Genomic DNA, 15,224 nt, shown 5'->3' with positions numbered 1-15,224 from the left:
GGGGCTTTTCTTCATTCCATCGACTGCATGCCTGGTCAATGCCCGTGCGCGGGCTCAGCATCCACTGATGGCGACGCGTCATCCGCATCCTTGCGGTCGTGCGCGTGGTCGCGGGCCAGGTACAGGTAGAACGCCGGCAGCACGAACAGGGTGAACAACGTACCGATGGTCATGCCCGAGGCGATCACCACGCCCATCGAGAAGCGCGACGCCGCACCCGGGCCGCTGGCGATCAGCAGCGGGATCATCGCGAACACGAGCGCGGCGGTGGTCATCAGCACCGGGCGCAGGCGGATGGCGGCCGCTTCCTCGATCGCTTCGCGCTTGGACAGGCCACGCTCGATCTGCAGCTTGTTGGCGAACTCCACGATCAGGATGCCGTGCTTGGAGATCACGCCGACCAGCGTCACCAGGCCCACCTGGGTGTAGATGTTGATGCTCATGCCGGGGAAGGCTTCGATCTGCATCATGCCCAGGATGCCGCTGAGGATCGCCAGCACGTTCACCGTCAACAGCGCGCCGCAGATCGCCATCGGCACGGTCAACAGCATGATCAGCGCATCGCGGAAGCTCTCGAACTGCGCCGCCAGCACCAGGAAGATCACGATCAGCGCCAGTGCCAGCGTGACCAGCATCGCCGCGCCTTCCTGCTTGTACTGTCGCGACTCGCCCGCGTAGTCCACCGAGTACCCCTGTGGCAGCACTTCCTTCGCGGCCTGCTCCAGGATGGCCAGCGCCTCGCCCTTGCTCACGCCGGGGCGCGGGGCGAAGGTGATGGACACCGCGTTGAGCTGCTGGAACCGCTTCAGCGATTGCGGCTGCGCGCTTTCCTTCAGCGTGACCAGGGTCGACAGCGGAATCAGTTCGCCGTCGCGGGTGCGCGTGTAGTAGTTCTCCAGGTCGCTGGCGTTGAGGCGGTCGCTGCGCTGCACCTGCGGGATAACCAGGTACGAGCGGTTCTGCATCGCGAAGCGGTTGGTATAGCCGCCGGACAGCATCGCCGCCATGTCGGCCGCCAGCGTACGCATGTCGATGCCCAGGCTGGCCGCCTTGTCGCGGTCGATGTTGACCTCGATGCGCGGCTTGTCGATCTTCAGGTCCTTGTCCAGGAAGATGAAGCGCTTGCTCTCCATCGCCTTCATCAGGATCTGGTCGGCCAGTTCCGCCAACTGGCTCAGGTCGCCCACGCCCCCGATGACGAACTCGCCACCACCACCATCGCCGCCCGCGCTGGGCAGGGAGGGCGGGACCAGGGCGAAGATGTTCAGGCCGCTGACCTGGCTCATCTTGGGCTGCAGTTCCTGCTGCAGCACCGCGTTGGTCGAACGATCACGCTCGCTCCAGGGCTTCAGCACGAATCCGGCCATTGCCATCGGGCTGGCACCGCCGCCGCTGCCGCCGAAGCCGCCGTTGAACAGGAAGTAGTCCTGCACTTCCGGCACGCCCTTGGCGATGGCGGTCACTTCCTCGGTGTAGCGCTCGACATAGTCCAGCGTGGAGTAGGGGTCCGCGCTGGCGACGGAGAAGATGAAGCCTTCGTCCTCCAGCGGCGCCGGCTCCTTGGGTGCGGTCATGTACAGGAACACGCACGACACCAGCACCAGGATGCCGAACACGCCGATCACCGACTTGGTTTCCATCGTGCCGTGCAGGCGGCGCTGGTAGCCGGCATTGATCTTCTCGAAGCGCTCGTCCAGCCACTTCTCGAGCTTGCCCTTGCCGCCTTCGCTGTGCGGCTTGAGAATCTTGGCGCACATCATCGGGGTCAGCGTCAGCGCGATGACACCGGACAGCAGCACCGAGCCGGCCAGGGTGAAGGCGAACTCGGTGAACAGCACCCCGGTCATGCCGCCCTGGAAGCCGATCGGCAGGTACACCGCCACCAGCGTGGTGGTCATGGCCACGACCGGCCAGGCCAGTTCGCGTGCGCCCTTGATCGCCGCCTCGTACGGCGACATGCCTTCCTCGATGTGGCGGTGGATGTTCTCCAGCACGATGATCGCGTCATCCACCACGATGCCGATCGCCAGCACCATCGCTAGCAGGGTCAGCAGGTTGATGGTGAAACCCATCAGCAGCATCAGGAACAGCGCGCCCACCAGCGACAACGGCACCGTCACCGCGGGAATCAGCACACTGCGCAGCGAGCCCAGGAACAGGAAGATCACCACGATCACGATGATCACCGCTTCCACGATGGTGCTGACGACCTCGTCGATGGCATCCTGGATCTGCTCGGTACTGTCGTAGGGGATCGTGGCCTTGATGCCTTCCGGCAGCTGGGGGACGATCTCGTTGTCCCACAGCGTGCGCACGTCCTTGATGACGTCCAGCGAGTTCGCGTCCGGCGACACGAAGATGCCCATGAACGTGGCGGCTTCGCCGTTGATGCGGACCGACGTGCCGTAGCTCTCCGAGCCCAGCTGCACATCCGCCACGTCGCCCAGGCGGACGATGGCGCCGTTCTGCTCGCGGATGATCAGCTGGCGGAACTCGTCGGCATTGCGCAGGTCGGTGCGCGCGGTCATGTCGATGGCGACCATCTGTCCCTTCGTCGAGCCGACCGCGGCCAGCACGTTGTTGGACGACAGCGCCGTGGCCACGTCGCTGGCGGTCACCTGCAGTGCCGTCATGCGATCAGGCTTCAACCATACGCGCATGGCGAACGTGCCGGCGCCGAGGATGTCGGCACGCTGCACGCCCGAGACCGTCACCAGCTTGGGCTGCACCACGCGGGTCAGGTAGTCGGTGATCTGGTTGTTGTCCAAGGTCTCGCTGGCAAAGGACACGTACATCGCCGCGATCTGCTGGCCCTGTTGCAGGTCGATCACCGGATCCTCGGATTCCGGCGGCAGCTGGCCGCGCATCTTGTTGACCTTGGCGGCGATCTGCGTGAGTGCCTCGTTCGGATCCTGGTCCAGCTTGATGTAGGCCTGGATCAGGCTGACACCGGCCGAACTGGTCGAACTCAGGTACTCGATGCCTTCGGCACTCGCCACCTCGCGTTCCAGCGGCGTGGTGATGAATCCCTGGATCAGGTCGGCGTCGGCACCGTAGTAGGTGGTGCTGATGTTCACCACGGCGTTGCGCAGCTCGGGATACTGGCGCACGTTCAACTCGGTGAACGAGCGCAGGCCGAACAGCAGGATGAACAGGCTGACGACGATCGCCAGCACCGGTTTGTTGATGAAGATGTCGGTGAATTTCATGCCGTCGCTCCGTCAACGGTTTTCGGGCTTGGGCTGGGCCTCGGTCACCGGCTGCACCTTGTTGTTCACCACCACTTCGGCGTCATTGCGCAGCTTCAGCAGGCCACTGGTGGCCACGCGTTCGCCGGGCTTCAGCCCTTCGGTGACGGCGATCAGGTCGCCGCGGGTGGTCCCCGTCTTCACGAAGCGCTGACGTACCACCAGCTTCTTGCCGGTCAGCGGCTTGCCCTGCATGTCCTTTTCGCCTTCGGCGCGCTGGACTTCCTGGATCACGTACACCGCGTTGCCGTAGGGATTGAAGCTGATCGCGGTCTGCGGCACCACCACCACCTTGCGGCTGTCGCCGGTATCGAAGCCCACGTGCGCGAATGCGCCGGGTCGCAGGTTGTATTCGGGATTGGCCAGCGTCGCCTGCACCTTGAAGTTGCGCGTGGCCGGGTCGACCTGCGGTTCCACCGCCGTGACTTCGCCTTCGAACACCTGGCCGGGCAGGGCGTCGACGGTGGCACGGATCTTCGCCCCCGGCAGCATCTGGCCCACGCGCTGCTCGGGCAGGGTGAAGTCGAGGTAGATGGGGTCCAGTGCCTGCAGGCTGACAATGGCATCGCCGGGCGTGAGGTACTGGCCCAGGTTGACCCTGCGGATGCCGAGCACGCCGTCAAACGGGGCGCGGATGGTCTTCTGCGCGATCAGGGCGCGCTGGGCCTCCACCTGTGCGAGCGATGTGGCGGCCACGGTGGCGCGCTCTTCGGCCTCGGCCTGCGAGACCAGCTTGTCGCGCGCGAGGGCCTGCCAGCGGTCGCGCTGCACCGCCGCCAGCCTGGCGGAGGCTTCGAGCGACTTCATCACGGCCAGTTCGTTGGCGGTGTTGAGCTGGGCCAGCACGGTGCCGGCCTTGACCGGCTTGCCGACGTCGATGGACAGGCTGCGCACCACGCCCCCGGCTTCTGTGGTCACGTCGGTGCCGTTGATGGCCACGAACGTACCGACCGCCTGCTGGGCGTCGACCCATTCCTCCTGCTTGGCGGTCCAGTCGGTCACCGCCGCGGCCGGCTGCGGCATGTTGTCGAAGAAATCGTTCATGCCCTTGCCCATGATCGCCTTGACGGCGAACACGCCGCCGAAGATCACCACGACGGCGATCAGCATCAGGATCATGCGGCGGGTGGTGGAGGGCGTTTTCCTTGCGTGCGGATCTTTCCGTGTCATGGAGGGGTCTTCGTCAAGTCGGGGGAAGTCGTCAGGTCGACGAACGAGCGATGGCACGATCGACATGATCAGGCGCGCGATTATCACGGATCGAGACCGGCGCACATAGTGCAGGAGGGCATGGCGCGTGGCCGGGCGCTGGCCAGCACGCTTGCCCGCGGCCCCGGAGGCCCGGGATGGAGCGGCATCGCGGACAGCAGGGCGAGCCCCGTGCCCGCGATGGGGTGGCCCGCAAAAGGAAAGCCCCGGCATGGCCGGGGCTTTCTGCACCTCCACCCGTCTCAGCGTGAGGCGGGGTTTTCCTGCTCCAGCAGGTACTCCTTCGAGGGCTCGTCCATCTTGTCGCCCAGCATGCGCCGCACCGCGATGAAGAACACCGGGATCAGCAGCAGGCCCAGGAACGTGGCGAAGAACATGCCACCGATGACACCGGTGCCGATCGCATGGCGCGCGTTGGCGCCGGCGCCGGTCGAGATCGCCATCGGTACCACGCCCATGATGAAGGCGAACGAGGTCATCAGGATCGGCCGGAAGCGCAGGTGCGAGGCCGAGATCACCGCTTCGCGCAGCGTCTTGCCCTGCTTGCGCTCCATCACCGCGAACTCGACGATCAGGATCGCGTTCTTCGCCGCCAGGCCGATGATGGTGATCAGGCCGATCTTGAAGAACAGATCGTTGGACAGGCCACGCAGCAGCGTGAACGCGAGCGCGCCCAGGGCGCCCAGCGGGACCACCAGCAGCACCGCCACCGGGATGGACCAGCTCTCATACAACGCCGCCAGGCAGAGGAATACCACCACCAGCGACAGCACCATCAGCAGGGTGGCGCTGTTGCCGGCCAGGATCTCCTGATAGGACATGCCGCTCCAGTCGTAACCGAAGCCTTGCGGCAACTGGTCGGTGACGATGTTCTCCATCGTGGTCATCGCCTGCCCGGACGAACCGCCCGGCGCCGCGGAACCGTTGATGTTCACCGCCGAATACCCGTTATAGCGCGACAGCGAAGGAGGCACGGAAGCCCACTGCGACTGCACCACGTTGGACAGCGGGATCATCGCGCGACCGCCGCTGGCGTCGGTCTGCTGGCTGCTCGGCGTGTAGATACGCGAAAGCGAATCGGCGCCGGTGCGGTAGGCGGCGTCGGCGCGCATGTTCACGCGCTTGATGCGGCCTTCGTAGAAGAAGTCGTTGACGTACACCGGCGCCAGCATCAGCTGGATGCCGTTGTAGATGTCGCTGACCGACAGCCCCATTGCCTGCGCCTGCACGCGGTCCACATGCAGCTGCAGCTGCGGCGCGTTCTCCAGCGTGTTGGGACGCACCGCCATCAAACTCGAGTCCTGCGCTGCCGCGCCCAGCAGCTGGTTGCGGGCGGCCATCAGCGCCTCCTCGCCCAGGCCCGCGCGGTCCTGCAGCCACATGTCGAAGCCGCCGAACTGGCCCAGGCCCTGGATGGTCGGCAGGTTCACCACGAAGATCTGCGCACCCTTGATCCCGTACAGGCGCTGGTTGGCCTGCTGGATGAACTCCGGCACGGTCACGTCGCGGTCGTCCCAGGCCTTGAGCCGGATGAAGGCCATGCCGACGTTCTCGCCGCGGCCGACGAAACTGAAGCCCGCGATCTCCATCACGCCTTCGAACCCGTCCATCTGCTGCAGCGTGCCACGCACCTGGTTGAACACCTGCTTGGTGTTCTGCAGGGTGTTGCCCGGCGGCAACTGCACGATAGCCAGGGCATAGCCTTGGTCTTCCTCGGGCACGAAGCTGCTCGGCAGGCGCGTGAACAGGAAGCCGCACAGTACGGTCAGCAGGGCGAACACCACCATCCAGCGCGGCGCATGCTTGATGGCCGAGCCGATGTGGCCCACGTAGGTCTTCTCGACCTTGCCGTAGTACTTCTCGAAGACGCGGAAGACGATGTTCTTCTTCTCGTGGCTGTCGTGTTCGTGCTGCTTCAGGAAAGTGGCGCAGAGCGCCGGCGTGAAGCCCAGCGCCAGGAAGGCCGAGAAGGCCATCGAGATGGCGATGGTCAGGGCGAACTGCTTGTAGATCTCGCCCGAGGCGCCACCCTGCAGCGCGGACGGGATGAACACCGCCGCCAGCACCACGGTGATCGCGATCACCGCGCCGGTGATCTGGTCCATGGCCTTGATCGTGGCTTCCCGCGGCGGCAGTTTTTCCTCCGCCATGATGCGTTCGACGTTCTCGATCACCACGATGGCGTCGTCCACCACGATGCCGATGGCGAGCACCATCGCGAACATCGTCAGCTGGTTGATCGTAAAGCCGATCAGGCTCAGGCCCCAGAACGTGCCGAGCAGCGCGACCGGGATGACCAGGGTGGGGATGATGGTGGCGCGGAAGTTCTGCAGGAACACCAGCATCACCAGGAACACCAGGATGACGGCTTCGATCAGCGTCTTGACCACTTCCTCGATGGAAATCTTCACGAAGGTGGTGGTGTCGTACGGCGAGAACCAGCTGACGCCCGACGGGAAGCTGGGCTGGAGCTCATCCAGCTTGGCGCGCACGGCCTCGGCCACGTTCAGCGCGTTGGCACCGGGCAGCAGCTGCACCGCGAAGGCACCGACCGGTTTGCCGTTGTACTGCGTGTCGAAGCCATAGCCCTGTGCGCCGAACTCCACGCGCGCGACGTCCTTCAGGCGCACGGTGGAGCCGTCGCTGTTGGCGCGCAGGATGATCTGCTCGAACTGCTCCGGCGAGTTGAAGCGGCCCTCCGCCGACACCGTGGCAGTGAAGGCCTGGCCCTCGGGAGCCGGGTCCGCACCGATGGAGCCCGCGGCGAACTGCACGTTCTGGCCGCGCACGGCGGCCAGGACTTCGGTGGCCGACAGGTTGTAGCCCTGCAGCTTGCCCGGGTCCAGCCACAGGTTCATGGCGTACTCGGAGCCGAAGTGCTGTGTGCTGCCGACGCCGGGCACGCGCGAGATCTGGTCCAGCACGCGCGAGGCGATGATGTCGTTCAGGCGATTGCGGTCGATGCTGGGGTTGTCGGACTGCAGGCCCACCACCATCAGGAAGCCGGCGTTGGCCTTGGCCACCACCACGCCCTGGGCCGTGACTTCGCTGGGCAGTCGCGGCGTGGCCAGCGACACCTTGTTCTGCACCTGCACCTGGGCGATGTCCGCGTCGGTGCCGGTTTCGAAGGTCAGCGTGATCGAGGCCTGGCCGGAGGAACTGGAACTCGAACTGAAGTACAGCAGGTTGTCGATGCCGGTCAGCTGCTGCTCGATCACCTGGGTGACCGACCGTTCGGTGGTCTGGGCACTGGCGCCGGGGTAGGTCGCGCTGACCGTTACCTGCGGCGGCGCGATGGAAGGATAGGATTCAACGCCGAGGTTGAGGATCGCGATCACGCCGGCGAGCGAGATCAGGATCGACACGACCCAGGCGAAGATCGGGTGGTTGATGAAGAACTTGGGCATGGGGGAGGGTCCTTCTTACTCGGCCTTGCCTTGCGCCGGGGCGGCCTTGGCCTGCGCAGCCTTGGCGGCAGCGGCCTGCTCGGCGGTGATGCCCTTGGCGGGCGCGCCTTCCTTGACCTTCTGCAGTCCCTCGACGATCACCTGGTCGCCGGCGGCCAGGCCGTCGGTGATGAGCCAGTCATTGCCGACGGCCTGCTGCGTGGTCACGTTCTTGCGCACGACGTTGCCATCCTTGCCGACGATCATCGCGTAAGCGCTGACGGTGTCGCGCTGGATCGCGCTCTGCGGGATCAGGAAGGCGCCCTTCTGTTCGCCCAGCGTGGCACGCAGCGTGACGAAGGTGCCCGGCAGCAGGGTGCGGTCCGGGTTGGGGACGGTGGCGCGCAGGGAGACGCTGCCGGTGGCGGGGTCGACGACGGTGTCGGAGAAGTCCAGCGTACCGGTCTGGTCGATGGCCTGCCCGTTAGGCAGGAGGACCTGCACCGTGCGCTGGCCTTCGGCGGCCAGTTGCACCTGGCCTGCGCCCTGCGCCTGGCGCAATGTCTGCAACTCGCTCGAGCTCATCGAGAAGTTCGCATACAGCGGATCGATCTGGTCGATGGTGGTCAGCAGCGTGGCATCGCCCTGGCCGACCAGGGCGCCCTCGGTGACCTGCTGCTTGCCCGCGCGGCCGGAGATCGGCGCGGTGACGCTGGCGTAGCCCAGGTTGATGCGCGCGGTCTGCACGTTGGCACGGGCCTGCTGCACGGCAGCGGCGGCGCTGCGCTCGGCGGCTTCCGCGTTGTCCAGGTCGGACCTGGAGACGAACTTCTGCGGCGCCAGCTGGCGCGCACGATCAGCGGCCGCCTTCGAATTCGCGTAGGTGGCCTGCGCCGACGCGAGATTGGCCTGCGCGGCGCTCAACGAGGCCTGCAGCGGGGCGGGATCGATCAGGAAGAGGGTCTGGCCTTCCTTCACGTCGCTGCCTTCCTGGTACACGCGCTTCTGCACCACGCCCGCCACGCGGGCGCGGACATCGGAGCTGCGGAACGGCGACAGGCGACCCACCAGCTCGCGCTCCAGCGGCACGTCCTTTGGCGTCGCACTCATCACCACCACTTCGGGTGGGGGCATCTGCTGCTGTTCGGGCTTGCTGCACGCGGCCAGGGCCGCGAACAGGGCGCTGGCCAGTACCAGGGAACGGATGGGGGCGGTCATGGGGAAGCTCCGTTTCTTTTTCTTGATGTCGGGGAAGGGGTAGGCAGGGATCGCAGGCGCCGGCCGGGCACGGCAGGCGTGGGACTTTCGTGGTCTGGCGTGGCGGGAGCGAAGGCGCGCAGGAAGGCATCGACCGCAAACCCGGCCCAACGGCCGCGCGCTTTCGCGCTGACGCGATGCGGTACGCCGAAATGCTGCCTGTCGAAATCGAGTCCCGTCATCATGCTGAGCAGCAGCTCCGCGGCGTAGTGCGGGTCGTCATGCCTCAGCCTGCCCTGGTCCATCGCGTGCTGCAGCCAGGCGGCAAGGCGCTGCACGAGAGTATCGCAGGCGTCACGGTAGAGCGCCTGCGCTTCCTGGGGAAATTGGTGCGCTTCTGCCATCAGCAGCCGGCGCGTGGCGACCACCGAGGGATCGCACAGGCGCCGCAGGTGTTCTTCGGCGAAGGCCAGCAGCGCCTGGCGCGGGTCTTCGACCGCGGGCGACAGGCGGGCCGTGGCGGGTTCCTGGTGTTCGGCGATCACGCTGCGCAGCAGTTCCTGCTTGCTGCCGAAGTGCGCGTACAGCGTCTGCTTCGAACAGCCCGCGCGTGCGGCCACGGCGTCCATGCTGATGCGGAAGCCCTGCTCGGCCATGAGCTCGCGCACAGCGTCGTGGACACGGCTGCGACGCTGATCGAGCGCGGGAGTGGTGGCGGGTTGCATGCGGGCTAGACTATACCGTCCAGTTTAGAATTGCGACAGCCTTGTATTTGCGGCATTTCCGTGCACAAAGAGGCCGCTCGCCCGGTAAAGACCGCGTGACGATCCGGCGCTCCGTCCATGCGGCGGCGCACGGTGCGTCTTGCGATGGGCACTGCTCGCACGCGGCGGAGGTCACGGAGCGTGTGCAGCTAAACAATCATCCGCGCGATTGCAAGCCTTGCTTATGACGCCTCGCAGCAAGTTTTGTCATGGCGCCGGGGGATACAATGACCATTCGACTACCAATTGTTGAGCCACTCTCTGCATGAACGCTGTGCGCAGCCCGAAAAAAGCCTCGAAAAAGACGCCCAAACCGGAAGCCATCAAGGCCACCAGATCGGTGACCCCGAAGGCGACGCCCACCAAGAAGGTGGCCGCCCGACCGGTGAAGGCGGCGAAGGCCGCGGTGGAGAAGGGCAAGGCGGCGGCCGACGCGTTCTCCCTGTCGCCGATCCTCGCGGCGATCCGCAAGCGGGTGTCGGGGGCCTCCGCGCAGGCCGAGGCACAGACATTCGCCGAAGCGTTCTACAAGCGCATGGAAGAAGACGAGTATCCGCACCACACGGCGGACGGATGGGCGGCGATCGCCGCCGACACCCTGGCGTTCGCGCGCACCCGCAAGTCCGGCACCGCCAATGTGCGGATCTTCAATGCCATGCTGAAATCGCATGGCTGGGAATCGCCGCATACCGTGCTGCAGATCGTCAACGACGACATGCCGTTCCTGGTGGACTCCGTCAGCATGGCGCTGGCCGAGATGGGGGTGGGCGTACACGTGCTGGGCCATCCGCTGGTGCGCTTCACGCGCGACAAGGCCGGCAAGGTGCAGGCCGTGGGCGAGGGCAAGCCCGAATCGCTGATGCTGCTGGAGATCGATCGCCTGCCACCCGATGAGATGGCGGCCATCGAGAAGCGCATCCGTGCCGTGCTGGAGGAAGTCCGGGCGATCGTCCGCGACTGGAGCGCCATGCGCGAGAAGATGCTGTCGCTCGCCGACGACATGGCCACCCGCCGCATGCCGGTGGATGACGACGGGCGTCGCGAAGCGCAGGAGTTCATGCGCTGGGCCGCCGCCGACCATTTCACCTTCTTCGGCTATCGCGAATACCGGGTCGAGAAGGGCACCGGCATCCTGGCGGCCGTCGAGGACAGCGGCCTGGGCCTGCTGCGCGAAGGCGATACCACGCCGCCGCGCAACATCAAGACGCTGGCCGCGCACTACCTGCCGCAGGGCGGTTCGGTGGATGCGCTGATCCTCACCAAGACCAATCGCCGGTCCACCGTGCACCGCCCGGGCAACATGGATTACATCGGCGTGCTCGAGTTCGATGCGAAGGGAAACCCCATCGCCGAGCAGCGCTTCATCGGCCTGTACACGTCCAGCGCCTACAACCGCCGTCCGTGGGAAATCCCGCTGGTGCGCGAGCGCCACGAATACGTGATGCAGAAGTCCGGCCTGTCGCCCAGCGGCCACAGCGGCAAGGCGCTGCGCCACATCCTGGAAACGCTGCCACGCGAGGAACTGTTCCAGTCCAGCGACGAAGAACTCTACCGCACGGCGATGGGCATCCTGGGTCTGCAGGAGCGTGTGCGCAGCAAGCTGTTCCTGCGCCGCGATCGTTATGGCCGCTTCTATTCGGCCTTGGTCTACATCCCCCGCGAGCGCTTCAATACGGATGTGCGCCTGCGCATCGAATCGCTGCTGAAGGACGCCATGCGGGGCGAGTACGTCGACAGCAGCGTGCTGCTCGGCGAGTCGCCGCTGGCGCAGCTGCACATCACCATTCGCCCGAAGGCGGGCGAGCAGGTCGAAGTCGATACCTCCGCGCTGGAAGGCGACATCGCCCACCTGCTGCGCAACTGGCAGGACGACCTGCGTGAAACCCTGATCACGCGCCACGGCGAGTCGAAGGGCCTGTTGCTGGCGGGCGGCTATGGCCGTGCGCTGCCGGCGGGCTACATCGAAGTGGTGTCGCCGGAAGGTGCCGCGCGCGACGTGGAGCATCTCGCTGCACTCACCGGTCCGGACGACCTGCGCCTGAGCCTGCACGAGTCGCGCCGCAAGCGCCCAGGACAGGGTCGCCTGCGCCTGAACCTGTATCGCCAGGAAACCGACATCCCGTTGTCCGATGCGCTGCCGCTGATGGAGAACATGGGACTGCGCGTGATCTCCGAGCATCCGTTCCGTCTGGAGACGGGACAGGGCGCGCGTTACATCCAGGAATTTGAGGTGGAACCGCTCAGCGGCGAGTTCGACATCGCGCGCCTGGCCTCCACCTTCGAGGAGGCCTTCGCCCGGGTGTGGCGCGGCGATGCGGAGAACGACGGCTTCAACAGGCTGGTGCTGGGCGCCGGCCTGGCCTGGCGCCAGGTCGCCCTGCTGCGCGGCTACTGCAAGTACCTGTTGCAGACTGGTGTGCCGTTCTCGCAGAGCTACGTCGAGGAAACCCTCAACCGCTATCCGCTGCTTGCGCGCCTGCTGGTGGAACTGTTCGAGGCACGCTTCGATCCCGCCACCGGCAGCGAGAGCAAGGCGCAGATCAAGGAGGGCCAGGACCGTTTCGCTGCCGAACTCAAGGCGTTGGCCGGCAATGACGACGCCGCGCAGAAGATCCTGACCATGCTGGTCGACGCGCGCGGTGGCAAGCGCGACCTGCAGGTCGAGATTGCGCACCGGGCACTGATCAAGCTGATGGACCGCGTGTCCAGCCTGGACGAGGACCGGATCCTGCGCGGTTTCATGGGCGCTATCGAAGCCACGCTGCGCACCAGCTTCTACCAGCGCGGCAAGGACGGGCAGCCGGCACACACCATCAGCTTCAAGTTCGACTCCGCCAAGGTGCCGGACCTGCCCAAGCCGCGTCCCTATCGCGAGATCTTCGTGTACGGCCCACGCGTGGAAGGCGTGCACCTGCGCTTCGGCCCGGTGGCGCGTGGCGGCCTGCGCTGGTCGGACCGCCGCGAGGACTTCCGCACCGAGGTGCTGGGACTGGTGAAGGCGCAGATGGTCAAGAACACCGTCATCGTGCCGGTCGGCGCGAAGGGCGGCTTCTTCGTCAAGCGTCCGCCCGCCGGCGGCGACCGTGACGCCGTGTTGGCCGAAGGCATCGCCTGCTACAAGCTCTTCATCCAGGGCCTGCTCGACATCACCGACAACATCGTCGGCAACAGGATCGTGCCGCCGGTGGACGTGGTGCGCCACGACCAGGACGACCCGTACCTGGTGGTCGCCGCCGACAAGGGCACGGCCACGTTCTCCGACATCGCCAACGGCCTGGCCATCGCGCACGGTTTCTGGATGGGCGATGCGTTCGCGTCCGGCGGCTCGGTGGGCTACGACCACAAGGGCATGGGCATCACCGCGCGCGGCGCGTGGGAGTCGGTCAAGCGCCATTTCCGCGCGATGAATCGCGACAGCCAGACCGAAGACTTCACCTGCGTCGGCATCGGCGACATGTCGGGCGACGTGTTCGGCAACGGCATGCTGCTGTCGGAACACATCCGCCTGCTGGCCGCATTCGATCACCGCCACATCTTCCTGGACCCGAACCCCGATGCGGCGAAGTCGTTCAAGGAACGCGACCGCATGTTCAAGGTGCCGCGCTCCAGCTGGGCCGACTACGATGCCAAGCTGATTTCCAAGGGCGGCGGCATCCATCCGCGCAGCGCGAAGTCCATCGACATCACCCCGGAAGTGCGCGCCGCGCTCGGCATCGCCGACGGCGTGAAGTCGATGACGCCCAACGAACTGATGAGCGCCATCCTGAAGTCGCCGGTGGACCTGCTGTGGAACGGCGGCATCGGCACCTACGTCAAGGCCGCCAGCGAGACCCACGCTGATGTGGGCGACCGTGCGAACAACGGGCTGCGCGTCGATGGCCGCGACCTGCGCTGCAAGGTGGTGGGCGAGGGCGGCAACCTGGGCCTGACCCAGCTGGGCCGCATCGAGGCCGCGCAGCACGGTGTGCTGCTCAACACCGACTTCATCGACAACTCGGCCGGCGTGGACACTTCGGACCACGAGGTGAACATCAAGATCCTGCTCAACGGCGTGGTGCAGGCCAAGAAACTGGGCATGGATGCGCGCAACAAGCTGCTGGCCGACATGACCGGCGAAGTGGCCGAGCTGGTGCTGTGGGACAACTACCGCCAGAACCAGGCGATCAGCCTGATGGAGCGCATGAGCGTCTCGCGCCTGGGCTCCAAACAGCACTTCATCCAGACGCTGGAATCGCAGGGTCTGCTGGACCGGCAGATCGAATTCCTGCCATCCGACGCCGAACTGGCCGAGCGCAAGGCGCGTGGACAGGGCCTGACGCGTCCCGAACTGTCGGTGCTGTTGTCGTACTCCAAGCTGGTGGCGTTCCAGCAATTGCTGGAATCCGACATCCCCGAGGATCCTTACCTGTCGAAGGAGCTGCAGCGCTACTTCCCGCAGCCGCTGCAGAAGAAGTACGCCTCGGAGATGGAGAAGCACCGCCTGAAGCGCGAGATCATCGCCACGGCGGTCACCAACACCACCATCAACCGGATGGGGGCCACCTTCCTGCTGCGCATGCAGGAAGACACGGGCCGCTCGCCGGCGGAAGTCGCCAAGGCCTTCACCATCACCCGCGAGACGCTGGACGCGCGGGCGCTGTGGAACCAGATCGACGCGCTGGACGGCAAGGTGCCGGAATCGGTGCAGATCGATGCCCTGCAGGTCATCTGGCAGGTGCAGCGCAACTTCACCCGCTGGCTGCTGACCCGCCAGGGTCCAATCCCGGCCATCGCCACCGCGGTGGAGCGCTACCACGACGGCTTCAACGAGATCCGTGCGGCCGACGGCGTGCTGCCGGACTCGCTGCGCCCGGCGTACAACGCCAGCCTGCAGGAGTGGAAGGACAAGGGTCTGCCGCCTGCGCTGGCCGGCCAGATAGCGGCGCTGCCGTACCTGGAGCCCTCCTGCGACATCATCGAACTGGCCCGGGCGCGCAAGCTCAAGCCGGTCGAGGTGTCGAAGGCGCACTACCGCCTGGGCGAGGCGCTGCACCTGCCTTGGCTGCAGGACCAGATCGAAGCGTTGAAGGTCGATGGCCGCTGGCATGCCGTCGCGCGCGGCGTGCTGCGTGATGAACTGGCGGCCCACCAGCGCACGCTGACCAACCAGCTGCTGTCGCTGCCGGGCGGCAACGCCGACGCCAAGGTCAAGGCCTGGCTGGGCCGCGACGACGCCGGGCTGCGCTTCACGCTGAACATGCTCAACGAGCTGGCCGCGCAGAAGACGCTCGACTACCCCACCGCATCGGTGGCGGTGCAGCGGCTGGGGCAGCTGGCGTCCCAGGGCTGATTGCACGTCATGTGAGTGGAACGAGGCGGCCTTCGGGCCGCCTTTTTTGTGGCCGCCTTCCATGGCAGCCACCCGGTGAGCCAACGCTGCG

6 protein-coding genes are annotated in these 15,224 nt (G+C 66.2%); 1 reads left to right on the top strand and 5 read right to left on the bottom strand.

Features of this window, described 5'->3' with window-relative positions; translation table 11 throughout:
• Window positions 1-35: 35 nt before the first annotated feature.
• From AC3DET_RS00565 to AC3DET_RS00545, 5 genes are all read right to left on the bottom strand, one after another.
• Entirely contained in the window at window positions 36-3,209 is a 3,174-nt protein-coding gene (locus AC3DET_RS00565) for an efflux RND transporter permease subunit (RefSeq protein WP_488390384.1), read from the bottom strand.
• Between the two features lie 12 nt (window positions 3,210-3,221).
• Complete coding sequence (locus AC3DET_RS00560) at window positions 3,222-4,418, bottom strand: efflux RND transporter periplasmic adaptor subunit (protein WP_488390383.1); 1,197 nt, start codon at window positions 4,416-4,418, stop codon at window positions 3,222-3,224.
• 281 nt (window positions 4,419-4,699) lie between these two features.
• The gene (locus AC3DET_RS00555; protein ID WP_337729861.1) at window positions 4,700-7,864 is read right to left on the bottom strand and encodes a multidrug efflux RND transporter permease subunit; all 3,165 of its coding nucleotides are present in this window, start codon (window positions 7,862-7,864) and stop codon (window positions 4,700-4,702) included.
• 15 nt (window positions 7,865-7,879) lie between these two features.
• Window positions 7,880-9,061: an efflux RND transporter periplasmic adaptor subunit gene (locus tag AC3DET_RS00550; protein WP_337729860.1), complete on the bottom strand. Its 1,182-nt coding sequence runs from the start codon at window positions 9,059-9,061 to the stop codon at window positions 7,880-7,882.
• On the bottom strand, window positions 9,058-9,765 hold the full coding sequence (locus tag AC3DET_RS00545; protein ID WP_488390382.1) for a TetR/AcrR family transcriptional regulator: 708 nt from the start codon (window positions 9,763-9,765) through the stop codon (window positions 9,058-9,060). The genes AC3DET_RS00550 and AC3DET_RS00545 overlap by 4 nt, the downstream gene beginning before the upstream one ends.
• 304 nt (window positions 9,766-10,069) lie before the next feature.
• On the opposite strand from AC3DET_RS00545, the gene AC3DET_RS00540 reads away from it, so the two are divergent.
• On the top strand, window positions 10,070-15,133 hold the full coding sequence (locus AC3DET_RS00540) for an NAD-glutamate dehydrogenase (RefSeq protein ID WP_488390381.1): 5,064 nt from the start codon (window positions 10,070-10,072) through the stop codon (window positions 15,131-15,133).
• Window positions 15,134-15,224: the final 91 nt, after the last annotated feature.

Source organism: Pseudoxanthomonas sp. 97-1-1 (assembly GCF_057773125.1).
The sequence above is the reverse complement of the archived record's forward strand: the minus strand, read 5'-3'. Positions and strand labels throughout refer to the sequence as shown.

What these genes read in the sequence shown, in the direction of transcription:
- AC3DET_RS00565 (WP_488390384.1), bottom strand. Translation starts at nt 3,209, where the DNA reads ATGAAATTCACCGACATCTTCATCAACAAACCGGTGCTGGCGATCGTC.
- AC3DET_RS00560 (WP_488390383.1), bottom strand. Translation starts at nt 4,418, where the DNA reads ATGACACGGAAAGATCCGCACGCAAGGAAAACGCCCTCCACCACCCGC.
- AC3DET_RS00555 (WP_337729861.1), bottom strand. Translation starts at nt 7,864, where the DNA reads ATGCCCAAGTTCTTCATCAACCACCCGATCTTCGCCTGGGTCGTGTCG.
- AC3DET_RS00550 (WP_337729860.1), bottom strand. Translation starts at nt 9,061, where the DNA reads ATGACCGCCCCCATCCGTTCCCTGGTACTGGCCAGCGCCCTGTTCGCG.
- AC3DET_RS00545 (WP_488390382.1), bottom strand. Translation starts at nt 9,765, where the DNA reads ATGCAACCCGCCACCACTCCCGCGCTCGATCAGCGTCGCAGCCGTGTC.
- AC3DET_RS00540 (WP_488390381.1), top strand. Translation starts at nt 10,070, where the DNA reads ATGAACGCTGTGCGCAGCCCGAAAAAAGCCTCGAAAAAGACGCCCAAA.